The following is a 25,609-nucleotide window of genomic DNA, read 5'->3' as shown; positions in this document are numbered from 1 at the left end:
TGTGCTAGAGGACGTAAACTAGCAATATTGGAGTGTTCAGTCAATGGTTTTCTTGGTCGTCGTCTTCCCCGTCGGCGTTGCGGATCTGGTAGGTTTCCAGCGCGAAGATGGTGACCCCGGCGGCGAAGACGGCCCAGAAGTTTTCCGGCAGGATCCCGCTCAAATGGAAGAAGAGATAGAAGGCGGTGAGGTAGCCGGCATGCGCGAACGGGCCGGCCTTGGGCGAGCCGCTGGTCATGCGGGCCAGGATGTGGACGATGGCGGAGAAGCTGTAGACGATGAGGGCGGCGGCGAGCATCTCCTGGGATGGGGGACGCCCCAGCATCGCCCGCCCCTCCTCGGAAAGAGGGGGGAAGGGGGCGAAGTTGCGTACCGCAAGGACGCTGATCCCGAGAAAGAGCGCCGCCCCGAAGAGCTCCCGGATCATCGCCTTATGCAGCATGGTGGCGTTAGCGCTGGACATCTGCTCCTGTCCCCGGTGCTGCTTGGCTCTCGTGCCGCGCCAGCTGGCGCGCCTTTTTGAGCTCCTCGGACGACTGCTTCAGGTTTTTCGCCAGCCGCCCCAGTTCCCCTCCCAGGTGGTGGGGGATCTCCAGGGGCTCTCCGGCGACCAGTCCGTCGCTGAACTCGGTGAGCTGGTGCACCGGCGTGAAGACGGTGCGTTTCAAAAGGGCGGCCACCCCGCCGATGGTGAGGACGAGGATCATCAGGCAAAAGACGAGCATCCGGTTGCGCATCACCGCCAGGTTGCCCCGCAGCGGCTTGGTGGAAAGGCCGATGTCGAGCACCCCGAGCTCCTTTTGGGCCGCCTGGTGGAAGTGGCAGGCCGCGGTGGAGCAGGAGTCCTCGTTGGGGATCGGGACCCGGATCGCCAGCACCTCGTTTCCTTCGCCGTTGATGAAGAGCCGGCCGCCGCGGGCGGCGGAGAGGTCGGCGACGGCGCGCTCGACCGGGAGGGCGGTTTCCCCCTTGCGGCTGGAAAAGGCGACCGCGCCGGCGCTGTTGATGATCCGGACGTGCTCGACCCCTTCGCCGGAGCCGATGTTGGCGACGATGTTGGCGAGCCCCTCGCGGTCCGCCTTGAGCATGGTGTAGTGCGCGCTCTTGATGACCGTGGAGGCCAGGCTGCGCTCCTGGGCGAAGGCGCCGTCGATCATGTCCTTTTTCATCGAGGCGTAGAGAAGGACGCAGCAGATCACCACGAATCCCGTGATCGCCACCGCCACCGGGACGACCGCCCGGGCACTCAGCGTTCGGTACATGCCTTTCCCCCTTCTGGACGGCGAAAAGGCGCCGGCTTCCCCGGCGCCTCCTCGGCTGATAGTTCCCTTATCGTACCAAGACCCAAAAGACTTTAATCTTAATCGTCCCCCCTGCCTTCGTGGTCACTGGTCATTGTTCATCCGATCATCGACTACAGCCCGGCATGTTCCACCCGGCGGTACTTCTTGTCGATGTCGTGGCACTTGCCGCAGTTGCCCGCCACCGTGAAGGCGCGCTGGTCGTTGTGGCAGGCGCCGCACGATTTCCCCTGCTCCATCTGCGCCATGGTGTAGCTCGGGCCCCCCTGCTGCGGTTTGTAGATCTTCGCGTGGCAGGCGGTGCAGTCGTAGTAGAAGAGGTGCTTGGTGTGGTTGAAGGATGCGGTTACCGGCTTCACCTTGAAGGCGATCTTCTTCACCGGGTGGCAGGCGCCGCAGTTTCTCAGCCCGAAGGCCACGCCGCCGTTGTGGCAGCTGCCGCAGGAGGCCCCTTTTTCCATCTGCGCCATGGTGACCGCCGGACGGTGCTTGGCGCCCAGGGCGTAGACCTTGCCGTGGCAGGCGTCGCAGGAGAGGCTGCGCAGGTGCTTGGCGTGTTTGAAGGGGAGCGGCCCGGTCTGCTTCACGGCGTAGACCTTGTCTTTGTACTGGTGGCAGCCGCCGCACTTGGCGAGGGCGAAGGCGGTTTTCCCGTTGTGACAGGCGCCGCACGATTTACCCTTCTCCATCTCCTTCATCGAGACATGCTGGCTGTTGCCGATGGTGTAGAGCTTGTTGTGGCAGGCCGCACAGCTGCTCTTGGCGATGTGTTTCTTGTGGCTGAAGGTGAGCGGGCCGGTCGCGGCGATCTGGAACTTCACCTCCTTGGTCGGGTGACACCCGGCGCAGCGGGCCACGGCAAAGGCGCGCTTGCCGTTGTGGCAGGCGCCGCACGATTTCCCTTTTTCCATCGCCGCCATGCCGACCGGGTGGTTGGACCCCATCCGGAACAGTTTCTCGTGGCAGGAGGCGCAGTCCGGGAACTTTCCGGTGTGGCGCGCGTGGCTGAAACGGACCGGGCCGGTGGCCGGGACCTGGATGGCCACGTCCTTCACCTGGTGGCAGCGGGCGCAGCTCGACAGCGGGAAGGCCCGCTTGCCGTCGTGGCAGGCGCCGCACGATTTGCCCTGTTCCATCTGGGCCATGGTGGCGTGGATCTTGCGGTCCAGCGGGAAGACCTGGCTGTGGCAGCTCTTGCAGCTGCCGGTGATCCCTTTTTGCTTCATGTGGACCTTGTGGCTGAAGACGACCTTGCCCCCCTTCTGGGTGTCGTAGGCGATCTCCTTGAGCTCGATGGCGGTTGCGGAAGCGGCACATACGGCGACTGCAGCAACGGAAAGGAATACGGTTCGTAGCAACATGGCCTTCCCCCTTGTGAGATCTGTAGTTGGATACTCCCCATTTCTGTTCATGTCGTGAACCCGATCCGGCTCAGTGGTCATGGTGCTGGCGGTTCTTCCGGCTCAGGAAGCGGAGTGTCCCGTGCCCGATCGGCATCATCATCCCGCCCACGACGATCAGGCCGCCGATGATGCTGAGCGCCTTGCTCCGGGTGGCCCCCATCATGTAGAAGTCCGGCGTGCCGTAGATCAGTTCCAGGACCGCGCCGCGCTGCACCGGGATCTGGGCGTAGCGGCCGTCCGGCTGCGGCAGGCAGACGAAGCTCTCCTGGTTCCCCTTGTTCCCCGAGGCATGACAGAAGCTGCAGTCGAAACGGTTTTGCAGGGTCTGGAAGGTATGGGTCATCACCTTGGGCATCATCATCGCGTTGACGCGCAGCCCCTTGTCCTTGGCCCACAGGTTGAACTGGCGCAGCTCCTCCAGCGAGACCCGTCCGTCACCGTTGCGGTCCACCAGGGCCGCCGGGTCGCTCTTGCCGCCGATCCGCCTGAGATCGGTGAGGGGGGCCAGCCAGAAGTCCCCGGATACGCCGACTTTGCTCTCGACGTAGAGGTTGATGATGTAGTCCTTGGAACCGGTATGGCAGGCGATGCAGGGGAGCGCCTCCATGTGCAGGTTGGTCTGCGGGAGCCACTTGCTGTGCACCGCGATCATGGTCGGGCGCTGATGGCAGCGCGCGCAGGGACGGTTGACGTCGGCCCCGGAGGAGGAGGCGCTGGTCTTGACCGCGTGCGGATCGTGGCAGTCGGAGCAGCCGGCCTTCTTCGCGTGGCGGATTGCCCCGTACTCGGCCATGACGTCGCCGTGGCATTCCTGGCAGCTGGCCCGCGAGGGACGGATGCCGTCGGTGGGATGGGCGGCGCTGACCGACACGTGGCAGGAGGGGCAGCCGATCTTGGCGTGCGAGGTGGCGCCGTACTGCTGCGGGTTGATATACAGGTAGCTACCCTGGTCTCCCTTCACGATGCTGCTCTTGCCGTGACAGCCGAGGCAATCCCTGTTGCTTTCCGCCGCGGTTGCGATGCCGGGGATCCAAAGCGCCAGTGCGATCAGGAAAAGAAGGTGGTGTCGGGACATGGTAGGTCTCCTTTGGGTGGAATTTAAGTACATCCTCCTGCAATCTGGCTGCGCTGGCTTCCCTGCTGCAGATGCTGTACCACTGTGAGAGGGTTCCCAAAAGTTTTTTCTAACCACTTGGAATCACGGTACGGCAGGGGTGCCGCGGGGCGCCGCCTTCGGGCCCGGGACCCCGCGGATGTATAGAAACACGCTACACGAGCCGGCGGCGCCGGGGCGGGCCGGTTTCCGGAAACGGCGTGCAACCGGCTGCAATCGCGACGGTTTGTGGTAAAAGGGGGGGTGTATGTAAAGATATACAGGGGAGCGGGCCGCACCGGGGAGAGGTAAGATTAAGTATACAGTGGCGAAATACTTATTAGATTGTTTGACTTGGTGAGAAGCCTATTGTATCTTTGTAATTAAAATTTATTTCCGTATCTGGGCCTGGCCGGACACCGGCGCAAACGGTGGACCAGGCGGCGGGCTGAGGCTCCCCGTTACCGGTGGGCCCTGCTTCTTTCTCTGGTCACAAGAGGCTGCTGCGGCAGCGGTATGCGCATCCGGAGGTGATGATGGAAGCTGTGGAAGCTGCTCCTGAGGAGAGCGGAGCGCTGGTCCTCGTCGTGGACGACGAGGCGGTGATCCGGGAGGGGGTGCGCCGCGCCTTGGAGAAGGCGGGAATCGCGGTGGAAACCTGCGCCAGCGGTTTTCTCGCGCTGGAGCTGATGCAGAAACGCTCTTTTGACCTGGTGCTGAGCGACCTGAAGATGCCCGGGATGAGCGGACTCGAGCTTTTGACCGCCATCAAGGGGCTGCAGCCCGACGTGCCGGTGATCATCATTACCGGGTATTCGACGGTCGACACCGCGGTCGAGGCGATGCGCAACGGCGCCTTCGACTACATCCCCAAGCCGTTCGAGCCGGCCCAGATCCTGGAAAAAAGCCGAAGCGCGCTGGCCCAGCGCTCGATGCGCCTGGAGAAGGCTACCGCGGCGCTCCCCGAGGTCCGGGAGCATGGCCTGGAGCGGCTGATCGGGGAGAGCCCCGAGATGCAGAAGGTCTACAAGCGGATCCTCCAGGTGGCGCCGACCGACTCAACGGTACTGATCACCGGGGAGAGCGGGACGGGGAAGGAACTGGTGGCCCGCGCCATCCACGGCAACTCCGGACGCCGCAAGCGCCCCTTCGTCGCGGTGGACTGCACCTCGCTCGCCGAAAACCTCCTGGAGAGCGAGCTCTTCGGCCACGTGAAGGGCTCCTTCACCGGCGCCATCCAGACCAAGACCGGCCTCTTCAAGGTCGCCGACGGCGGGACCCTGTTTCTCGACGAGATCGCCAACATCTCGCTGACCACCCAGGCGAAACTGCTGCGCGTGCTGCAGCAGCGCGAGGTGACCCCGATCGGCGGCACCGCCCCGCAGCCGATCGACATCCGCCTGGTCGCCGCCACCAACCGCAACCTCCGCACCATGGTCTCCGAAGGTACCTTCCGCGAGGACCTCTTCTTCCGCCTCAACATCATCCCCATCGACCTCCCGCCGCTTCGACAGCGCAAGGGGGACAAACCGATCCTGATCCGGCACTTTTTGAAGCATTTCTCCGAAGAGATGGGGAAGGAGCTGCGCGGCATCGCCCCGGACGCCCTGTCGCTTTTGGACAACTACCCCTTCCCGGGGAACGTGCGCGAGCTGCAGTCCACCATCGAGCGGGCCGTGGTGCTTTGCGCGGGCGACCTGGTGGAAAGCCACGACCTGGAGCTGCAGACCGCCGAGGGGAGGGAGAACCAGGATCTTTCCATGCACGTCCCGTTGAGCGTCGAGGAGCTCAAGGAGACCAAGCGGCTGATCCGGGAATCGGCGGTCGAGCCGATCGAGAAGGCCTTCGCGCTGCAGGCCCTGGAGCGCAACAACTGGAACGTCACCCGCGCCGCCGAGGAGACCGGGATGCAGCGTCCCAATTTTCAGGCCCTGGTGAAAAAGCTCGGCATCTCCATCAAAGGGCAGCGCTGCAGCTGATCTGCGCCGGCTCCCCCAGCGGGAGCCGGACCGTAAACGTCGTCCCCACCCCCACCTGGCTGTGCACCTCGATGGTCCCCCCGTGTTTCTCGATGATCCCGTAGGATACCGACAGCCCCAGACCGGTCCCCTTGTTCTCCTTGGTGGAGAAGAACGGGTCGAAGATCTTCGCCAGATGCGACTCGGGAATGCCGCAGCCGGAGTCCGAGATGACGATGTAGGCCTGCCCCCCCTCCGCGCCGCTCTCGATCCTGAGGGTCCCCTCGCCATCCATCGCCTGGGCCGCGTTCAAAAAGATGTTCACCAGCACCTGCTCCAGCTGCCCCGGGTCGACCACCAGCGGGGCGAGGGTCTGGTCGTACTCCCGGATCACCTCGATGTTCTGGAACAGGGTCTGGTGCTCGATGATGGAGAGGGCGGCATCGGAGATGGCGTTCAGCGAAGCGTTGCCCAGGTGCGGCGTCGAGCAGCGGGAGAACTCCAGGAGCCCCTTGACGATCTCCGCGCAGCGCTTGGTCTCCCGGATCACGGTCTCGACGTCCTCCTTCAGGCTCGGGTCGAGCTTTTCGTCGCCGTGGACCAGCGAGGTGTAGACCAGGATCCCGGTGAGCGGGTTGTTGATCTCGTGCGCGATCCCCGCCACCAACTCCCCCAGGCTCGCGAGCTTCTCGGAGCGGACCAGCTGGGCCTGGATCTGGGTCACCTCCCGGGTCCGGTCCTCCACCATCTGTTCCAGGTTTTTCCCCCACCCCTCCAGTTCCTCGCGCGCCTTTTTCAGGTTGGCCGTCATCAGGTTGAAGGACTGGGCCAGTTCCCCCAGCTCGTCGTTGGCAAACGAGGGGACCTTGCCGTCCAATTCGCCGCGGCTGAGCCTTTTGGTGTGGTCCAAAAGCTCGCGCACCGGCCGGTTGACCAGTTTCTGGGTGAAGAGGGTAAGCGAGAGGGAGGTGATGGCGATCAAAAGGAGGGTGAGGGCGATGCTCCGGTTGCGGAAGGCGTTTTGCAGCGCGTGCATCTTGTCCAGCGGGACCACCACGTCGAGGATGCCCAGGACCCGGTACTCCTCGGGGTGGAAATGGCAGCTGGCCGTGTAGCAGCTCTCCTCGTTGTAGATGGCGTTGGTGACCCCGAGGTACTCGGTCCCGTCCCGGTAGAAGCGCCGGGTCCGGTTCTTGAGCGAGGCGCGGACCAGAAGCTGGCTCCCCTTGTGGCAGACCTGGCAGATCTCGGCGCTTTTGCCGAGCATCATGCCGGTTTCCGCTTCGGTGGTGGAGAAGATCACCCGACCGGTCCGGTTCACCACCCGGACTTCGGCCCCCTGCTGGCCGCCGATCTCCTGCATGGTCCGGTAGAACAGGGGGCGGTCGTCGCGCAGCATCTGGCTGTGCGTCGTGCGCAGGATGGTCTCGGAGATGCGGTCCGCGTTGAGGGTGGCCTCCTGCAGCAAGAGCCCCTTGAGGTTGTTGAGGTTCAGGTAGGCGAAGAGGACCATGGTGCAAAGGAGCACCGCTCCGGTCGCTGCGGTCAGCTTGGTGATCAGGTGAAGACGCATGCGCTCCCCGTGAATCTAATCCGCTCGGGTGTTTTATTCCCGAAATCAACCGTTTTAGAGGTTTTTCAGACTTGACATTTATAGAACGATATTTTATCGTTGGTATAACATTTTAAGGGGCCGGAATGATGGCTTTTTTCCGCCGCTCCCGTACCAACCCCTGTTTGGGGTCGGTGCAGTGTACAAAGATTAAAACGTTTTATCAAGAGATTATTTCCCTTGACATGGAATAGCAAAAAGCCTAATTAAACCGTTTGGTACTTTCAAAACCAAAGCACAGGTGCAGCCCATGGCGAAAAAAGAAAAATCCGAATACATCATCCAGGCCGTTTCGCACGCGCTTGACCTTCTCGAGCAGTTTCACGATGAGGTTGACGAACTCGGGGTAACCGAGCTGAGCAAGCGCCTCAAGCTGCACAAGAACAACGTGTTCCGGCTCCTGGCGACGCTGGAGTCGCGCAACTACATAGAACAGAACCGGGTGACCGAGAACTACCGCCTCGGTCTTAAGACCCTGGAGCTCGGTCAGACCTTCATCAAGCAGATGGGGCTTTTGCGCCAGTCCCGCCCGGTGATCGAAGGGCTGGTAAAAGAGTGCAACGAGACCACCTACGTCGCGATCCTCAAGGACTCCCACATCGTCTACCTCGACGTCGTCGAGACCGACCTGACGGTGCGGGTGGTGCCCAGGGTCGGGGCGCGGCTGCCGGCGTACTGCACCGCCGCCGGCAAGGTGCAGATCGCGTACATGACCGACGAGGAGCTGGAAAACTACCTCCCGGCCCGCGAGATGAAGCGCTACACCCCGAAGACCATGGTTGAGCGGGAAGAGCTGAAAAAGCACCTGCGTCTGGTCGCCGACCGCGGCTATGCGATCGACGACGAGGAGATGGACGTCGGGGTGAAATGCGTCGGCGCCCCGATCCGTGATTACACCCGCCGGATCATCGGTGCGGTGAGCATCTCCGGCCCGTCGATGCGTTTTTCCGACGAGCGGCTGGAGAAAGAGCTGATTCCGCTGGTGGTCAAGGCCGGCGAGGAGATCTCCCACAAGCTCGGCTACCACAAATAGTAGGCAGCCTGCGATAATACATAGAAAGCCCCGCCGGGAACTTGGCGGGGCTTTCTTCTTTGTCATCCTGATCCGTCGGATCCGCCCGATCGGTCGGATCGGTCCCCGAATTACCAGGAGACGCTCATCTCCACTTCCTCCCGCCAGATTCTAAGCACCTGCTCCTTAAGCGCGGCCAAATCTCCCGAGTTGTCGATCACCACCTTGCCGTAGCGCCGCTTCTCCTCCATGGACATCTGCGAGTCGATCCGCTGCTGTGCCGCTTCCCGGCTGAGCCCATCGCGGGCCATGAGCCGGCGCAGCTGGGTTTCCCGGTCCAGGTACACCACCCAGACCTCGTCCACCCGCGAGGTCACCCCCGCCTCGATCAGAAGCGGCGCCACGTAGAAAACGATTCGGTGCCCAGCGGCGCGCAGCGCGGCCAGGCGCTTTTGGGCCTGCTGGGCGATGGCGGGGTGGGTGATCCCCTCCAGGGTGCGGCGCGCCGCCGGGTCGGCAAAGACGATGGCGCCGAGGGCGGCCCGGTTCAGGGTCCCGTCCCCCTGGAGGATCTGGTCCCCGAAGGTGGCGACGATGGCCTGGTAAGCCTCTTCCCCCGGGCACACCACATCCCGGGCCAACTGGTCCGCGTCCACCACCGCCGCCCCGAGTTCCTCGAAAAGCCTCGCGACCGTTGTTTTACCCGAGGCGATCCCCCCGGTGAGCCCGATGATGCGCACGAATCGTTCCTCCTTGCTTGATGCCCCCGACGAAGGGACGCCGATTCACTATAAAGTATATGAGGGCGCGGGTCCTTCCCACTGCGCCGCCCCCACCACCCGTAGGGCGCAGGATGCTGCGCCCGCAAGTACGATGAAGTCTGAAAAGACTGCCCCTGGGCCGCCCGGCTTCCCAACGGTCGGCCTCGGAGACGGCATGGTACCGGAAAATCAACGCCGGCTCAATGCCGGCGGAAAGAAAATCCGCGGCACGGCCGGCGCAGGTGCCGTCGATCTCATAAAAGGCGGCCCCCCTTAGCTGCGGCTGTGCACCTCCACCCCGTCGGGACCGAGGACGAACATGGGGCGCATCTGGTCCTCTTCGACGAGCAGGCGGCTTGAGCCGATCCGGACCTGCACCCCGATGAAGGCATCCCGCTCCACGACCACCTTGGCCTGAGCGTTCACCTCCATCCGCTTCAAAAGCCGCTTCAGCTCGGCGGTGAGCTCGGTGATCTCCGATTCGTACTTGGTGTGGACCTTTTCCTTTACCCGCAAGAGCCCGGGTTCCATGCTTCCCGGGTTTTCCTTCACGTAGGCCAGGGTCTTCTCCAGCTCCTCCATGAGCCGCTCCTTCTCGGAGAGGGTCTCGCGCACGTATTCGATCTTCTGGTTGAGCGCCGGGTCCACCCCGACCTCCACCACGGTGGGAACGCCGGCCAGCGAGCCGAGAACGATCGCCTCGACGAGGCTTGCCGCGCGGCTCAGCCCGCCGATCAGATGCCCCTTGCGGCTCCCCGATTCCCCGACGTGGATCGCGGCGCCGGAGGTGAGCTCGCTCTGCATGGCGAGCTCCTTGATGAATATGTCCCCTTCGGCCTGGATCACGGCGTTTTCGGCGAACTGGACCGTGATCGAGCCCCCGGCCTTGAGCTGGGCGGCATCCTTCCAGCTTTCGGCGTCGTTCAAGCTCAGCTTGCCGTGCCCGATCACCCCGCCCTTGACCTCGATGTCGCCCCCCGCATCCAGGCGCGCCGCCTCGACGATCCCCCCCACGGTGATCGCCTCGGTAGCGGTCACCGCCATCCCCTCGCAGACGTCCCCCTCGATCTCCAAAGACCCCTTGAAATGGAGGTTGCCGGTGGAGAGGTCCACCCGTTTCACCCGGAACACCGGATCGACGGTGGCGCCGTTGGGAAGGGCGACCGGGTACCCGGAGATGGCCGCGATGAGGAGGTCGGAGTCGTGCAGGTCGCAGGCGACCCCAGGCATGTCCTCCGCGAAGGGAAGCTCCACGCCGTCCTCGGTGGGGAGCTCGCGCCCGGTCACGTCCCGTCCCGGGATGCCGGGGGTGGGGCGGGTGCGGCGCATCAGCGGGTCGCCCAAAGAGACGGAGACGATCCCCCCCAGGTTGCGGTAGTCGGCGGTGTCCCCCTCCTTGAGCTGCGGCGCCTGTTCCGCCATCTCCGGAATCAGGCTGACGAACTGGCTGTCCTCGCCGGGTACCGGCGCGATCCCGCGGGCGATCACCACGTGGTTCGCCTGGCCGGTCTGGGCCACCTGGGCCACCTGCGCCATGTCGATGCCGAAGACCACCCCGTGCTCCATCAAAAGGCTCGTGATCGCCGCCTCGTCGAATTTCTTGCCGCCGTGGGAGGGGGTGGCGGTAAGCCACGCCTCCATCCGGTCGCTGGAAACCTCCACGCTCAAGGTGCCGTCGACCTTCTCCCCGATCTCCATGGAAAAGCCGATCGCTGCGGCACGTCCCTTGCGCAACAGCCCCTCGACCGCCTCGTCCTTGAGCAGCCACTCGGCGTACCCCTGGGTCTTGAGCGCCGCGACCAAAACGCCGCGGTTCAGCGACCGTCCCGGGGCCGGGGTGTAGGTCGCCACCAGGGTGTGGCCGTCGTCGCCAACCTTAAGGGCAATTCCGCTGTCTTCCATTCCAACTGTTTCCATGTTCCCCTCCGGAAACCTGACAATCCCTGTCTGTCATCTCTTATCGGCATATCTTAGAAAAAAATGAGTCAATCTGCAAAAAATGCGAGGCGCGAGCCCCGATGGGCGCGGCAGGGAGGGGGTGGCGGCCCGGTGCCCGGAAGGGGGAAAAGGGGGCGTAAAAGGCCAGAAATATGGCCGGGAAACGCCTTTTCTCGGGCATTTTTAGCTTGATTCGCTAGAAGCGTTGTGATAATAAAGTGGATACTGTATACAATTTGTGAGTGATGTCTTTCACAGTAAATGCAAGTATTTAGCCGGTCTCAAAGGCGCATTTTCTAGTTATTCCGGAGGCAACTGTGGCTGAGGTGGTCTTTTCCAGCTGGGGCAGGAACATAATCGACAATCGCAAGGGGGGCGAGGCCAAGCCGGCTTCCTTCAAGCTTCCCGTCACCTACGATGGCGAGCGTCCCCTTTCCGCCTTCATCGGTTGGGACGGGCTCATCGTCTACAACAAGGATGTGGACGTTCCGGCCATGGTCGCCGAGTACATGAAGCGGGTGCAGACCCAATACGTCTGCGGCCGCTGCACCCCGGGGAAGAAGGGGACCCGCGTCATGATGGACGCGCTCCTCGCCATCGTCGAAGGGCGCGGGACCGAGGCGCTTTTGGACACCCTGACCGATCTGTCGGGGCTGCTCCAGAACTGCAAGTGCACCCTGTGCCCCAGTTCGGCGGTGCCGGTGCTTGACGCGGTGACCCACTACCGCGACGCCTTCATCAATTACATCCGCGGCGCGAAGAGCCTGTCGAGGGAGTACGCCTACATCGACAAGTACACCGCGCCCTGCATGGACAAGTGCCCGGCGCACATCGACATCCCGCGCTACATCGAGGCGGTGAAGAACTACCGCTACGACGACTCGCTCGACGCGATCCGCGACTCGATGCCGCTGCCCGCCGTCTGCGGCCGCGTCTGTCCGCATCCCTGCGAGACCGCCTGCCGCCGCACCAACGTCGACGAGCCGATCAACATCATGGTCCTCAAGCGGAGCGCCTCCGACTACGAATGGCAGCACGGCATGCTCCCCCCGATGGAGCCCAAGCCGAAGAAGAACAAGAAGGTCGCCGTGGTCGGCGCCGGCCCCGCCGGGCTCGCCGCCGCCTACTACCTCGCCCTGGAAGGGTACCCGGTAACCATCTACGAAGCGCTTCCGATCGGCGGCGGCATGGTCGCGGTCGGGATTCCTCCCTACCGTATGCCGCGGCACATCCTGCAGCGCGACATCGACATCATCGCCGCCCTGGGCGTCGAGATCATCTACAACACCCGCGTCGGCAAGGACATCTCCATGGCCGAGCTGAAGGAGAAGTTCGACGCGGTCTTCCTCGCCCCGGGCGCGCACCGCTCCAAGCCGATGGGTGTCGAAGGCGAGGACAAGGGGTACAAGGGCTTTTTGACCGGCGGTATCGACTTTTTGCGCAACGTCTACCTCGGGCTGCCGAGCGGGATGGGCAAGAAGGTCTTCGTGGTCGGCGGCGGCAACACCGCGATCGACTGCGTCCGCGTGGCGCTGCGTGAAGGGGCCGAGGAGTCGGTGCTCGTCTACCGCCGTTCCCGCAAGGAGATGCCGGCGGACGTCTGGGAAGTCGACGGCGCCGATGCCGAAGGGGTCCGCTTCGAGTTCCAGGTCCTCCCGACCCGGGTCGTCGCCAACGAGAAGAACGAGGTCACCGGCGTCGAACTGATCCGGATGCAGATGGGCGAGCCGGATGCCTCCGGGCGCCGCCGGCCGGAGCCGGTCCCGGGGAGCGAATTCATCATCGAGTGCGACACCATCATCCCTGCCATCGGCCAGGATGCGGATCTCTCCTTCATCCCTGCCGATTTCAACATCGACACCACGAAGTGGAGCACCATCGTCACCAAGTACGTCCCCCTGAAGGGTGCCGACGGCAAGGATCTCAAGGACGGCATGGGCAACCCGCTCTCCCGTACCCTGATCACCGACTGCGACGGCGTCTTCGCCGGCGGTGACGCCGAGATCGGCCCCCTCACCGTCGTCGCCTGCGTAGGTTCCGGCCACCGTGCCGCCAAGGTGATCGCGCGCTACCTGGAAGGGAAGGGCGTGGACCTCACCGACGACGAGCGGATGGAAGACATCCTCAGCTACTTCGGTGTCTACGACAAGAACGAAAAAGTCTCCTGGCTCGATGGCACGCACCGCGCGCACCAGGCCGAAATCCACGGCAAGGAGCGGGCGAGCAAGGGGAACTACTGCGAGGTCGAGCTCGGCTTCGCGAACTCCCAGGCGGTCCGGGAGGCCGAACGTTGCCTCCGCTGCTACCGCGTCGCCATGGTTGCTGTATAGGGCGGTAAAATCCTGGCCCCACCGTGCAATTCCATTTCAAGAACTGAAATATTTGAGGGTTTTCTATGGTCAGCTTAACCATTGATGGCAAAAGCGTGCAGGTCGAAGCCGGTACCACCATTCTCGATGCCGCGGCGAAAGTCGGCATCACTATCCCGACTCTCTGCTGGCTGGAGAAGGTATCCCCGACCGGGGCGTGCCGCGTCTGCGCGGTCGAGGTCGAGGGGGTGGACCGCACCATGACCGCATGCAACACGCCGGTCAAGGAGGGGATCAACGTCACCACGCAGTCGCCGAACCTTGCGGAAATCCGCCGCAAGGTGATGGAGCTGATGCTGGTGAACCACCCGCTGGACTGCCCGGTCTGCGATGCCGGCGGCGAGTGCGACCTGCAGAACTCCTGCTACAACCTGAGCGTCAACCGCCAGGAATACTCCGCCCTTCTGGAGCGGCGCCAGATCCGCTACGACTGGCCGCTCATCGAAAGCGACCCGAACCGCTGCATCCTCTGCGAAAAATGCGTCAAGGTGGACCACGAGGTGGTCGGCTGCGACGCGATCGCCATCGTGAACCGCGGCGAGGCGACCATCATCGACACCGTCGACGGCAAGCCGCTCAACTGCGAGTTCTGCGGCAACTGCGTCGGGGCCTGCCCGACCGGCACCCTGATCTCCAAGCCCTTCAAGTTCCGCGGGCGTCCCTGGAGCTTCACCCGGGTGCAGAGCGTCTGCGCCTTCTGCGGCACCGGCTGCCAGATCGAGTACCACGTCAGAAACGGCATCGTGGAGCGGGTGACCAGCGAGGACCACACCTACAACAACGGCAACCTCTGCATCAACGGCCGTTTCGGTTACAGCTACCTGAACTCCCCGGAGCGCCTCACCGCACCGATGCTCCGCGTCGGCGGCGGCTCGCTGGCCCCGACCGACTGGGACACCGCCTTTGCCCACACCGCGACCAAGCTCAAAGAGATCGTCGGGCGTGACGGCGCTGCCGCCGTGGCCGGCCTCGGCTCCCCGAGGGTGAGCAACGAGGAGAGCTTCCTCTTCGCCAAGCTGATGCGCCAGGGGATCGGCACCGGGAACATCGACTCCGAAGCCGGCCTTGGCTTTGCGCAGGCCCAGGCCCAGCTGCAGCACCGCTTCGGCTTCACCGGCGCCAGCAAGAACCTGCACGACATCGAAAACGCGGAAGCGATCATCGTCTTCGGCACCGATTTGAATGCCGAGGCGACCAATGCCGAATACCGGGTCATCAAGGCGGCCACCAAGAACGACGCCAAGCTGATTCTGGTCAACATGCGCGACGTGAAGCTCCGCAAGTTCGCCAACTCGCACCTCAAGTACACTCCGGGGACCGAGCTGCAGGTCACCTACGGCCTGATGAAGGCGCTCATCGAGGTGGGTAACCTGGATCCCGATCCGACCGTGAAGGCCGACCTGGCGGCGCTGTCGCTCGCCGAACTTGCCACCGCGAGCGGCCTGACCGAAGAGCTCCTCCTCGATACCGCACGGCTGATCACCGGCAAGAGCCGGGTCACCATCCTCTTCGGTTCCGACGTGATGAGAGCCAGCGACGCCAAGAACAAAGTAGCGGCCCTGGCCGACCTCGCCCTCCTCACCGGAAGCGCGACCGAGCAGGGTGGCGGCATCTTCCCGATCGACGCCAAGAACAACAGCGTCGGCCTGGTCGACATGGGGGTCACCCCCGCCGACAACGGCAAGGACTTCTGGGGGATCATCCAGGGGATCGAGCAGGGCTCGATCAAGGCCCTCTACCTGATGGGTTGCGACCCGACCACCTTCCCGGAAAACGGCCGCATCCGCAAGGCGCTCGCCAAGCTGGAACTCCTCATCGTCCAGGACATCTTCAAGAGCGATCTCCTCGAACTGGCGCACGTGGTCCTGCCGGCCGCGGCCCCGGCCGAGAAGAGCGGCACCTTCACCAGCGGCGACAACCGCGTCCAGAGCTTCGACAAGGCCTCCAACCCTCCGGGCCAGGCCAAGGCCGACGCCGCCATCCTGAGCGAGCTTCTGATCCGGATCGCTGCCGGTCCGGCTTCCTCGATCGATCCGGTCAAGGAAATCCCGGTTGCCGTTCCGGGCTATGCCGCAGCCGGCAACGGACTGACCAAGAAAGTCGCCGTGAAGGCCGGTGCCGCCTACGCGCCGATCGCCAAGCCCGCCGCCGGGGCACGGCCCAAGTTCCAGATGCTGGTAGGCCCGATCGGTTTCCACAACGGGACCTCCACCACCCGCTCCGAGAACAACCTCACCGTCTCGGCGAGCGGCTATGTGGAACTGCACCCGACCGACGCCACCGCGCTCGGCATCACCGAGGGCGCGAACGTCCGCGTCAGCGCCGGCGGGGGATCGATCACCGCCGCAGCCAAGGTGAGCCAGAAGGTGCAGCCGGGGCTGCTCTTCGTCCCGTCGCACTTCCGTAGCCTGAACGCCAATGCACTGCTCCAGGGGAACTGCAACCTGGTCGAGGTCAAGGTAGAGAAGGGGTAGCGGAAAATCTCACAATGATGTAATTAAAAGGCTCCGACTCCGGTCGGGGCCTTTTTTCGTAAAAGGCAAAGCTCACCGCGGAGGACACAGAGGCACGCAGAGGAAAACCGAGTTTACCAGTGTGTATCTAATGCAGCGGTTTTAAGTCCCCCTTTAGCAAAGGGGGATTTAGGGGAATTTGCTTTTAAGGTCGCTGACTTTACGAGAGCAGAACCAAAACGAGCCCCCCCTTGAGGGGCAATTTCGTATTTTTTCATGTGGGAGGCCAAGCTGTAACGTAGGGTGGGCAGCCTCTGCCCACCGTCATCAGCCATTCCTGGATCCTGCAGACGGGTAATTGGTAAGGAGATGGAGGGAAAGCCCAGTGTCCAAGCAGTACCGCATCTTCGCCGTCGGCGACGTCAACGCCTTCTTCGGCCTCATGCTCGACAACATGTCCGGGCTGATCATCCTGGCCGGCATCCTGACCACGGCCTTTGGCATTCCCAAAGACATCGTCCTCTACAAAATGCTCCCGGGAAGCGCCATCGGTGTCCTCTTCGGCGACCTCCTCTTCACCTGGATGGCGGTGCGGCTGGCGAAGAAAACCGGAAACCACGACGTGACCGCCATGCCGCTCGGCCTCGACACCCCCTCCATCTTCGGCATGGCCTTCGGCGTTCTGGGACCGACCTACCTGGCAACCCACGACGCCATCTTCACCTGGCAGGTCGGGATGGCGACCGTGGTCCTGATGGGGATCTTCAAGATTGCCGCCTCCTTTTTCGGACCCTGGCTGCGGCAAACGGTCCCCCGCGCCGGCCTTTTGGGGAGCATCGCCGCCGTGGCGCTTCTCCTCATCGCCTATCTTCCCACCCTGAAGCTTTTCACCTCGCCGGTGGCCGGATTCCTCTCGCTGGGAGTGGTCCTCGCCTCGCTGGTGGCCCGGGTGAGGCTTCCCTTCCGAGTTCCGGGTGCTCTGGCCGGGATAGCCATGGGCACGGCCGTTTACTATCTGCTGGGGAGCCTCGGATTGCTTGCGGGAGAGCAGATACTGCTCCCCCACGTTCCGGAACTCCATTTCGCCCTGCCGCTCCCCACCCTGGAGTTCGTAAAAGGCATTCCGAAGGCGCTGACTTTCCTGCCGTTGTCCCTCCCGTTTGCCCTCGCGACCGTGGTCGGCGGGGTGGACGTAACCGAGAGCGCCGCGGCGGCCGGGGACGAATATCCGACCCGGGACGTCCTCCTGGTGGAGGCGTTCGGCACCCTGCTGGCCGGAGTCTGCGGCGGGGTCATCCAATCGGTCCCTTACATCGGGCATCCCGCTTACAAAGACATGGGCGGACGGGCCGGCTACACCCTGGCGACCGCCATCTTCATCGGCCTGGGCGGAATCCTCGGCTACCTCTCCTTTTTCGTGGAACTTCTACCGGAGGCGGTAGTGGCGCCGATCCTGATCTTCATCGGGATGGAGATCACCGCCCAAGCCTTTGAGGCGTCGCCCCGGCGTCATGCCCGCGCCGTAGCGCTCTCCTTCCTGCCGGCGATCGCCTGTCTGCTGCAACTGGAGCTGGCCCTGATGCTCAGCAACGTCGGTAAAAAGGCGCAGGCCCTGACCGGGGAGTTCGCCGTCTCCTACCATGCCACCCTGATGCTCGGCAACGGCTTCATCGTCACCTCGCTCCTCTGGGGAGGCGCGATAGCGGCGCTTATCGATCACAAGCTGAAGCAGGCCGCCGCATTCATGTTCTGCTCCGCCCTGGCGACCCTCTGCGGTGTCATCCACTCGCCGCTGGAGTCCGGAGCGATGTTTCTCCCCTGGGCCCCGCCGGAGCCCTTCACCTGGCACCTGGCCGCCGGCTACGGCGCCATGACCCTTTTGTTCCTGGTTCTTCCCACCCCTCCCTCAACCGAGGGAGAGTAGAGGCTACCAGTCTGTAGGAGCGACATTCTTGTCGCGATCCACTTCCCTATAAAGGAAGGCTGCTGCTTACCCTGTGGGAGCGCCTTTCCAGGCGCGAACGACCGCCACCGTAGTACGTCAATTTCATATGATCCCTCTCCCTCCGGGAGAGGGTGCCCGAAGGGCGGGTGAGGGCAGGTGCTTCGTGGCGAATCCCCTCACCCCGACCTTCTCCCATGAGGAGAGGGAGGTATCGGTGGCCTGGTATGAAGATTGGACGCTAATCAGCACGAGATTTGAAACGGAGGTTATTATGCGCAACGTCAGCAGAATGATCACTTTGCCTGCTGCACTCGTTATCATCTCCAGCCTGTGCGGCTGCAGCGCGGAGCACGTCAAACAAGGGATCTATGAAGGCATAAAAACAAGAAACGAACTCCAGAGTTCTCCTCAAGAACGGATCGGAAAGCCGGAGCAACCGTCATACTCCGACTATAAGCGTCAACGAGAAGAACAGCCCCGGTAACTGCGATTTTAGTTTCAGGCAGAACGAACGGTAATAATGCAGGAGCGACATTCTTGTCGCGATTGAGTCTTTTTAACCAAGCAAGGTAGTGCCTTACCCTGTGGGAGCGCCTTTCCAGGCGCGAATGAACGCCCGTTGTCACGGGCTGCCAAGTTCGCCTCAAGAACCGATCGGAAAGCCGGAGCAGAGCCGCTAAGGACACATCAGACTGTTCTCCAGCCCCTCTTCCAGTAAGTCCCAGGTGGAGAGGGTAGTTCGACGATTGGCGGCGGGACGGTACCCACCATTGTGGCATTACCTGCTGGAAGGGAGGTGAAGAATGAAGCGGATCTTGTGCGTCGTTACAGCCGTCTTCGCCCTGGCGACATTCGATGATGTAGTGCTCGCGACCGAGTCGGGGACCATGAGGTGCAGCGGAGGGCTCGTCTCCCTCGGAAATACGGCTGCTGAAGTCGTGGGAAAATGCGGGTCACCGGCTTTCACCACCCAACGTCGTGAGAAGCGCGGTGCACCAGGTGGCAAAACGTCGGAGCGTACCGAACTCGTAACGCTGGATGACTGGACCTTTAACTTCGGGCCCAACGAGTTCCAGTATGCGGTTCTCCTGGAATACGGCCGGGTGGTCAGGATCGAGAGCCTGGACCGGGGCTACTGACCCCGGAACATCCAGACGGCCAGCATCGGCTCGGCCGAAGCCGCTCATAATTTGAGCTTCAGCGGAGGCGGAAGCACAGTAGAAAGAGGAACGTAATGGAACATATCGACATCGTCCCCGGCTTCTCCTGGTTCGGGAAAAACATAGGCATCAAAGACAAAACTTTGGATTTTGGCGGCATCCTCGCCGACGTCCCCTGTCAGGCCGCGGCCGTCTTCACCAAAAACACCATCCCCGGTGCACCGGTGCAGGTGGGGCGGGAGCATATAAAAGACGGGCTGTTGCAGGCGGTCATTGTCAACTCAAAGAACGCCAACGTGGCCACCGGCACCGGTGGCTTGGAAGACGCCCGGCGCATGTGCCGGCTCGTTGCCGAAAGCTGCGGGATCGCACCTGAGTTGGTCCTCCCGTCGTCGACCGGCGTCATCGGGCGCCGGCTTCCAATGGAAGTGATCGTTAAAGGTGCGGCATCGCTGCAGGACGACTTCGGCAAAACCGAGCGCCACTTGCTCAACTTCGCCGACGCCATCATGACCACCGATACCCGGCGCAAGATCATGAGCGTCAAGGTGGGCAACGCCACCTTGGTCGGGGTGGCCAAAGGCGCCGGAATGATCGAGCCCAACATGGCGACCATGCTCAGCTACCTGATGACCGACGCCGCCATCCCATCCGCCGTGCTCCAGCCAATGCTGCAGCGGGCGGTCAACAAGTCCTTCAACCGGATCTCCGTCGACACCGACACCTCCACCAGCGACACGGTCGTTCTCCTGGCAAACGGCCTCGCCGGCGCGGTCGATCTGGAGGCGTTCGAGGCCGCCCTGCAGGAGATGACCGTGTATCTCGCCAAGGAGATCGCGCGGGACGGGGAGGGGGCCACCAAGCTGATCGAGCTGAAAGTCTCCGGCGCGAAGACCGCCGAGCAGGCCCTTTTGACCGCCAAGTCAGTGGTCAACTCCCCGCTGGTAAAGACCGCGATCTACGGCGCCGACCCGAACTGGGGCCGTTTTGTCATGGCCATCGGCAAGGTCTTCGCGTATCAGGTGGATGTAGCTGAACTGGTGATTTATTTCGGGCAGGGGGCGGAGCGGTTGAAGCTGGACGCCGCGATGGATATGAATGAAGTGCCGCTGGACGACATTTCCGAGCTGCTGAAGCGAAGCGAAGTGTTCCTGGAGATCGTGCTGGGCAGCGGCCCGTACTCAGAAACGGTGTGGGGGTGCGACCTCACCGAGGGCTACGTCCACGAGAATGCCCATTACACCACATGATCCTTACCGCCTAGGCATCGGCCAAAAGCTGCCTTACCCTGTGTGGGAGCGCCATTCCTGGCGCGAATGACCCACGTTGATGCGCTGGAGTGGGAGTCCTCAGGGGGCAGCCCCCATACCCGGTCACGACTACCGCAATTGCATAATCCATAGACATGCCACCATGTCGCACTTTTCACAGCAGAAGGCCGTGCTGGGCTCAAAACCCGGCACGGCCTTCTGCTGTCTGTTCGCCAACTGTTTGCCCCTCGGGGCGAACCGCTCCCTCTTACCGCACGGCGAGGGCGTATCCGGTACCGCTTTTCGGCTGGTCGTATGCCCCGAAGTCACAGCTGTAGACGGTCCAGGCCCGGGTGGTATCGGCGGCACTGGTGGTGGAGGTCCAGTAATAGCTGGAGATCCGGAAGCTTTTGAAGAACACTGGGCCGGTTACGGTGACCATGTCGGGACCGGCGATCCCGTTGAGGTAGCTCGCGATCTGGAAGGTGGGGGCGCGATCCGCCAGGCTTAGCATCTCGTTTCGGTTCGGCACCCGCCACTGACCGGCGGTGGAGCCGTCGGTCAGGCCGCACTGGCCGCTGGTTAAGCTGTTGACGGCCGAGAGGGTGCCGGACCAGGTGTCGTTGATGCAGTCCGCCTGCTTGAGCCACGTCAAACCGGTGACCGTGTCGGCCACGGTCCCATCCCCCTTGTCGACGAACCTGGGATCGGTTAAGGGGATGCCGATCTGGAGACTCGGGTCGTCACCGGCGCCAAAGGAGACGCCGGAGCCGCCACCCTGCCCGGAGAACGCTCCCGTCGCCAGCAGGGAAACGGTGCCGGCGGCACCGGACTTAACCGCCCACAGCGCGTTGGCGGCAGTGGCTTTGGTATTGTCGAAGCCGTTGTTGGAACCGTTGATCCATCGCCCGTCGCTGAACCGGATGGCCAGCGCGTAGGAGGATACCGGTGCGTAGGTGGTGGAGGACCAGTACGCAGCGGCCAGATTGATGTTGATGAAGGGGCTGGCCACGGAAACGGCTGGGTTGACTTGCGAGACGTCGACCAGGCTTTCCAGCTCGTTCACGTTGGGCATCCGCCAGTCACCCTTGGCAGAGCCGTCGGCCAGGCCGCAGGCCCCGCTGGCGAGGTTGTTGGCGGCGGTGAGGGCGCTGGACCAATCGCTCGGGGTGAAGCATCCCGCGTTTTTCAGCCAGACGAGCCCGGTCAGGTGGTCGGTGACCGTTCCGTCGAGGTTGTCGGAAAAACGGGTCGCGGGCCAGGCGATTCCCGCTGCAACGGAGAAGTCGTCGCCCGCCGCGTAACTCGTGGTCTGCCCGGTCCTGGGCAGGCTTGCTTCCCGGTCTCCGGGACGAAATGCGGTGAAGCTCGCGGTTACGTCATGGGTAGGCAGCGTGAGGAAGCGCACCACCGTACGGTAGTCGCCGTCGAAATCCTGCCTGCCGACCCTGCCGTCGGCGCCGGTCGACGGGTAAAACGCGAACCCCGCTTTCCTGGCGTAGACCGTAAAATCCGTCCAGGCTCCGGTAGGCAGGCCGGCGATGGCGTAGGCCCCGTGGGCGTCGGTAGTCGCGGTGACCGAGGTGTGATCGTTGTTGTGGTAGGCGGTGACGGTGACTCCGGGGACCGGAGTTCCGTTGCGGTCGACGACGGTGCCGCTGATGGAAGCCGTCACCGGCAGGCCGGCGTTGTTTTTCGAGGTTCCCGTAACGCCGTTACCGCCGCCGCTGCAGGAAACGAGCAGGACCATGAGGAACATTAGGATGCCCGATCGGGCCATGGCAGCGAAATGGTGGGAGTGGGACAAGGAAAGGGAAGAGCGTGACGTACTCTGTGGCATGGCGGAGCCTCCCAGCTACTAACGTGCAGGTGAGGCGTTAAAAAAACGCCCCGTTCGAAGAGAAAGGGGCGTCTTTCGATCCGCCCTCTTTTTTGGCAACCCGGCTGTCCTCACGACGAGGACCCGTGGCTTTGCGTCCCCGGGTTACCCCGGGTTTGCTATTTGACCGAAGAGGTGGCCGCAATGTGTGGAGATTTGAAGCATTTTCCGGGCCAGTCGGTTGCCCCCTCCAACTGCCCGATTTGGCACCAAGCGGGTCGCCATCTTTGCGAAGAAAGTGACAAAAATTGACACGCTGTGACAAAAAAAGTTTCAGTGGAAGGGCCACGATCGTTACGGCCTGTGGATCGTATGGAGCGGCGCCCGAATGGCATTCGGATTAAGGGCGAACCGGGCGGGGCAAACCGTGAGAGATGTCGTTGGAAGTAGCAAGCTCAAGGCTCAAAAGCTGCCTTACCCTGTGGGAGCGCCATTCCTGGCGCGAATGACCGCGCTGATGCGCTGGGCGGCGATCAGTTGACCGCCAACAGCCATACTTAGGGGCGCAGCATCCTGCTCCCGTAAAGTCCGCCCTAAGTCCCCTTTATCAAAGGGGGATCTAGGGGGGGTGCTTTTGAGGTTTTGGCCCGTCCAGTTCGGCTGCCGATCCACCGGATGTTCAACGCATCACCGCCGCATCAGCGCAAACACACCCCAGCCCAGGTATTCTCGCGTGTACGCGGCGTACCGCTCGGGTTCCGAGCTCAGTTTGGCTCGAACCTCTTTCGCCAACTCATCGTTAGGATTGGCTTCAAGCCAGCGGCGCATGGTGAGCCATTGGGCCGCCTCGTATCTGTCCCAGCTGTCTTGGTCCGCCAGGACCATTTCAACGACGTCGAAGCCCAGACGGCCGAAAGACGCGAGAAGTTCCGGAAGCATGAGAAAGTCTGCGATTGAGCTGGCATGACACTCCTTGGCAGCATCTTCCGTCGGCGGTACCTGCCGCCAGTAGGGCTCGCCGATGAGAATAATCCCGCCGGGGCGCAGGCTCCGCGCCAGAAGCTCGATAGTGCCGGCGACTCCCCCGCCGATCCAGGTGGCACCGATGCAGGCTGCCACACCCGCCTTGTCCTCCGAAACGTAGCCGGTAGCATCGCCATGGATGAACGTCACTCGATCGGCGACGCCGAGTTCTGCAGCGCGCATTTTCGCTTGTTCGGTAAACAACCGGCTCATGTCGATACCGGTGCCGGTTATGCCGTAATCACGTGCCCAGGTGCACAGCATCTCCCCCGAACCGCTGCCGAGGTCGAGCACCCGGGTCCCCTTTTCCAGTCGCAGCGCCGCGCCGAGAGTGGCGAGCTTTTCAGGAGTGAACGGGTTATGGATGCGGTGAGCACTTTCGCAGATGTTGAAGATCCGTGGAATGTCCATTTCGGAAAGTCTCCTTACGGTTCACAGAGGCTCCTCCGCCCTTCTGGGGAGGGAGACCATCTGCCCTACCGTGTGACAGATGCTTCTTCCCGGCCGGGGGCCGTTCTTGCTTACACGTTAGCAAATTATCAATACTCGGTCCGACTGTCTTCCCGGTCCGCCTGCCTCCCTTGGAGAATTGCGCCCCTGATTGTAGTTATGAAATCACCTCCGCAGCCAGTATTTTCGGCACGATCGAGAATTTCTAGTGCGCCAGAAGGGTTGCCTGAAGTTAGCCGTGCTCTTGCCTCCTGAGCGTAGATCGCGGCATTTTGAGTTCCGGCATCGATTATTTCCATACGGAAAGCAGCAGCTTTTTCAGGGTCGATTTGTTGGAGTACTGCGCCCTGCACTGATCTTGTGATATCGTCAGCACAGCCGTTCTTTTCTGCTAGATCAAGAATTTCAAGCGCACCAGATGGATTGCCTGCCTCTAACCGCGCTTTGGCCTCATCGGTATAGAACGCCGCGTTGCGACTACCCGCAACGATTCGCTCCACCCGCAAGGCAGCGGCTTGTGCAGGATCTGTCTGCTGTAGAATTGTGCCACGCATTGCGGCTGTGAAGTCATTTTCGCAACCGTTCTTATCTGCAAGGTCAAGAATTTCTAGTGCGCCAGAGCGATTGTTCGCATCTAGCCGCACTTTTGCCTCCTGAACATAAATTACGGTGTTGCGACTGCCGGCTCTGATCAGTTCCATACGCAGGGCGGCAGCTTGTGCAGGATCAGTCTGCTGAAGAACTTTGCATCGCAACGAGATCGTAAAGTCATCAGAACAGCCGTTCTTGTCAGCGAGGTCGAGAATATCCAACGCTCCAAATGGACTACCAGCATCTAAACGGGCTTTGGCTTCTTGAAAATAGAATATTGTGCTTTGACTGCCGGCGTTTATTCTTTCCATGCGAAGGGTTGCCGCTTGCGCAGGGTCGGTCTGCTGAAAAATGGTATATCGTATTCCGGCTGTGAATTCGTCAGCGCAACCAGTCTTGTCCGCAAGATCAAGAATCTCTAGAGCACCAGAAGGATTCCCCGCAGCTAGACGGGCTCTCGCTTCGTCATTGTAGAAAATCGCGTCAAGACTGCCGCCGCGGATTCTCTCCATGCGAAGCGCAGCAGCCTCTACGTCTTTCCCTGCAAGCTTGTAGCAATTTGCTTGAATTGCTCGAACGTGACCGTCAATAGCTTGGGGACAATCTTTTTCGACGCGCTCAAGGCGTTGGAGAAAATCAACCGCACCGTCACGCCCTCTTGCTAGAAGGGCTTTGCCTAGATTAGCCCAGTTTGGAGGATAGTCCTCTCGCAAACGGCAAGCCTCTTTAAAGCAATCAAGAGCCTTTTGGCTCCCCGTCCCCTCCTCCTTTTGCCAACACTGCCCAAGAAAACAATGCAATTTATTATTGTCCGGCTCTAGAACAACCCAATACTCAAGCGCTTCACGTTGCTTAGAAATGGGCGCATTCGTATCATAAAGATGGAATGAATACCTCTCAATGCGGTGACGTGCCCATTCAAGGTTCCCGGCGAGCAATTCGACAGCGACTGTTTGCACACGCCCCCCATCACCGGCGGATACTAGATGATGGAAGGCTTCTAACGCCCTGGCGATATTGGTATTCGTCACACGGTGGCTGCCTCCAAGTTGAGCCAACCAAACTGATCCGATGACTCTATGTAACCCTCTCGCCTTTTCACGGACTTCATCAGTTGTGGACATTGCAAAATCGGCCTCATGGTCCTCTCCGTGACCTCCATATCCAAGACAACGCGTTCGCAGCCATGCAGATAGAAGAGGCTGAAAGTGTCAGGTCTGGACATGGACAGACCTCAAAAAGTGCACCGTCAAAGCGCGGATACCCCCTCTGGGCCTCCGCCTCGCATTAGCGGATTATCGACCTTACCGCGATGGAAGGATCGAATTAATCCAGCATCTACTGGTTTCTAGCCACCCCACGGCTGACACTTTGTCCATGTCCAGACCTGACACCTCAGCTTGCCTGACCAGACCGAACACCTCAGCTCACCTTTAATTATCGAACGACTTTGCACATTCTTTTTGACTGG

At 62.1% G+C, this 25,609-nt stretch carries 18 protein-coding genes and 1 riboswitch; of the genes, 8 read left to right on the top strand and 10 right to left on the bottom strand.

Annotation, left to right across the window (positions count from 1 at the left end):
• Positions 1 to 40 precede the first annotated feature (40 nt).
• The 4 genes from JFN93_RS17800 to JFN93_RS17785 all read right to left on the bottom strand — a co-directional run bounded on the left by JFN93_RS17800 (position 41) and on the right by JFN93_RS17785 (position 3,779).
• Complete coding sequence (locus JFN93_RS17800) at positions 41 to 463, bottom strand: menaquinol oxidoreductase (protein ID WP_199385477.1); 423 nt, start codon at positions 461 to 463, stop codon at positions 41 to 43.
• A complete protein-coding gene (locus JFN93_RS17795) occupies positions 450 to 1,262 on the bottom strand; it encodes a HAMP domain-containing protein (protein ID WP_199385476.1) in 813 nt (270 codons plus the stop codon). The genes JFN93_RS17800 and JFN93_RS17795 overlap by 14 nt, the downstream gene beginning before the upstream one ends.
• A 152-nt stretch (positions 1,263 to 1,414) precedes the next feature.
• The gene (locus tag JFN93_RS17790) at positions 1,415 to 2,662 is read right to left on the bottom strand and encodes a cytochrome c3 family protein (protein WP_236021792.1); all 1,248 of its coding nucleotides are present in this window, start codon (positions 2,660 to 2,662) and stop codon (positions 1,415 to 1,417) included.
• Between the two features lie 70 nt (positions 2,663 to 2,732).
• Complete coding sequence (locus JFN93_RS17785; RefSeq protein WP_199385475.1) at positions 2,733 to 3,779, bottom strand: cytochrome c3 family protein; 1,047 nt, start codon at positions 3,777 to 3,779, stop codon at positions 2,733 to 2,735.
• Between the two features lie 554 nt (positions 3,780 to 4,333).
• Here JFN93_RS17785 and JFN93_RS17780 point away from each other — a divergent pair.
• The gene (locus JFN93_RS17780; RefSeq protein WP_199385474.1) at positions 4,334 to 5,776 is read left to right on the top strand and encodes a sigma-54-dependent transcriptional regulator; all 1,443 of its coding nucleotides are present in this window, start codon (positions 4,334 to 4,336) and stop codon (positions 5,774 to 5,776) included.
• On the opposite strand, the gene JFN93_RS17775 is transcribed toward JFN93_RS17780, so the two are convergent.
• On the bottom strand, positions 5,754 to 7,328 hold the full coding sequence (locus JFN93_RS17775; protein WP_199385473.1) for a sensor histidine kinase: 1,575 nt from the start codon (positions 7,326 to 7,328) through the stop codon (positions 5,754 to 5,756). The genes JFN93_RS17780 and JFN93_RS17775 overlap by 23 nt on opposite strands.
• A gap of 289 nt (positions 7,329 to 7,617) precedes the next feature.
• Between JFN93_RS17775 and JFN93_RS17770 the strand changes: the two genes are divergently transcribed.
• Positions 7,618 to 8,400, top strand: a complete 783-nt coding sequence (locus JFN93_RS17770) for an IclR family transcriptional regulator (RefSeq protein ID WP_199385472.1) — start codon at positions 7,618 to 7,620, stop codon at positions 8,398 to 8,400.
• 110 nt (positions 8,401 to 8,510) lie between these two features.
• On the opposite strand, the gene coaE is transcribed toward JFN93_RS17770, so the two are convergent.
• On the bottom strand, positions 8,511 to 9,119 hold the full coding sequence (gene coaE / locus JFN93_RS17765; RefSeq protein WP_199385471.1) for a dephospho-CoA kinase: 609 nt from the start codon (positions 9,117 to 9,119) through the stop codon (positions 8,511 to 8,513).
• Between the two features lie 294 nt (positions 9,120 to 9,413).
• The gene (locus tag JFN93_RS17760) at positions 9,414 to 11,057 is read right to left on the bottom strand and encodes a DUF342 domain-containing protein (RefSeq protein WP_199385470.1); all 1,644 of its coding nucleotides are present in this window, start codon (positions 11,055 to 11,057) and stop codon (positions 9,414 to 9,416) included.
• A gap of 338 nt (positions 11,058 to 11,395) precedes the next feature.
• Here JFN93_RS17760 and JFN93_RS17755 point away from each other — a divergent pair, with 338 nt between their 5' ends.
• The 6 genes from JFN93_RS17755 (at position 11,396) to argJ (ending at position 20,255) form a co-directional block, all read left to right on the top strand.
• The gene (locus JFN93_RS17755) at positions 11,396 to 13,408 is read left to right on the top strand and encodes an FAD-dependent oxidoreductase (RefSeq protein WP_199385469.1); all 2,013 of its coding nucleotides are present in this window, start codon (positions 11,396 to 11,398) and stop codon (positions 13,406 to 13,408) included.
• A 65-nt stretch (positions 13,409 to 13,473) separates the two neighbouring features.
• The gene (locus tag JFN93_RS17750) at positions 13,474 to 15,921 is read left to right on the top strand and encodes a molybdopterin-dependent oxidoreductase (protein ID WP_199385468.1); all 2,448 of its coding nucleotides are present in this window, start codon (positions 13,474 to 13,476) and stop codon (positions 15,919 to 15,921) included.
• A 364-nt stretch (positions 15,922 to 16,285) separates the two neighbouring features.
• On the top strand, positions 16,286 to 17,824 hold the full coding sequence (locus JFN93_RS17745) for an MFS transporter (protein ID WP_328754256.1): 1,539 nt from the start codon (positions 16,286 to 16,288) through the stop codon (positions 17,822 to 17,824).
• A gap of 235 nt (positions 17,825 to 18,059) precedes the next feature.
• Positions 18,060 to 18,329 carry a hypothetical protein gene (locus JFN93_RS17740; protein ID WP_199385467.1) on the top strand — a complete coding sequence of 90 codons (270 nt, stop codon included), beginning with the start codon at positions 18,060 to 18,062 and terminating at the stop codon, positions 18,327 to 18,329.
• 319 nt (positions 18,330 to 18,648) lie between these two features.
• Positions 18,649 to 18,984: a DUF2845 domain-containing protein gene (locus JFN93_RS17735; protein WP_199385466.1), complete on the top strand. Its 336-nt coding sequence runs from the start codon at positions 18,649 to 18,651 to the stop codon at positions 18,982 to 18,984.
• Positions 18,985 to 19,079: 95 nt separating this feature from the next.
• On the top strand, positions 19,080 to 20,255 hold the full coding sequence (argJ, locus tag JFN93_RS17730) for a bifunctional glutamate N-acetyltransferase/amino-acid acetyltransferase ArgJ (RefSeq protein ID WP_199385465.1): 1,176 nt from the start codon (positions 19,080 to 19,082) through the stop codon (positions 20,253 to 20,255).
• A gap of 268 nt (positions 20,256 to 20,523) precedes the next feature.
• Here the strand turns inward: argJ and JFN93_RS17725 are convergent, their stop codons facing one another.
• The 3 genes from JFN93_RS17725 to JFN93_RS17715 form a co-directional block, all read right to left on the bottom strand.
• Complete coding sequence (locus tag JFN93_RS17725; RefSeq protein WP_199385464.1) at positions 20,524 to 22,095, bottom strand: Lcl domain-containing protein; 1,572 nt, start codon at positions 22,093 to 22,095, stop codon at positions 20,524 to 20,526.
• A gap of 91 nt (positions 22,096 to 22,186) precedes the next feature.
• Positions 22,187 to 22,265, bottom strand: a riboswitch (cyclic di-GMP riboswitch).
• A 496-nt stretch (positions 22,266 to 22,761) separates the two neighbouring features.
• Entirely contained in the window at positions 22,762 to 23,508 is a 747-nt protein-coding gene (locus tag JFN93_RS17720; protein ID WP_199385463.1) for an SAM-dependent methyltransferase, read from the bottom strand.
• Positions 23,509 to 23,636: 128 nt separating this feature from the next.
• Positions 23,637 to 25,262: a hypothetical protein gene (locus JFN93_RS17715; protein ID WP_199385462.1), complete on the bottom strand. Its 1,626-nt coding sequence runs from the start codon at positions 25,260 to 25,262 to the stop codon at positions 23,637 to 23,639.
• Positions 25,263 to 25,609: the final 347 nt, after the last annotated feature.

Source organism: Geomesophilobacter sediminis (assembly GCF_016458275.1).
Lineage (GTDB): Bacteria > Desulfobacterota > Desulfuromonadia > Geobacterales > Geobacteraceae > Geomesophilobacter > Geomesophilobacter sediminis.
Note: the sequence above shows the minus strand (reverse complement) of the source record. Positions and strands in the feature narration are given on the sequence as shown.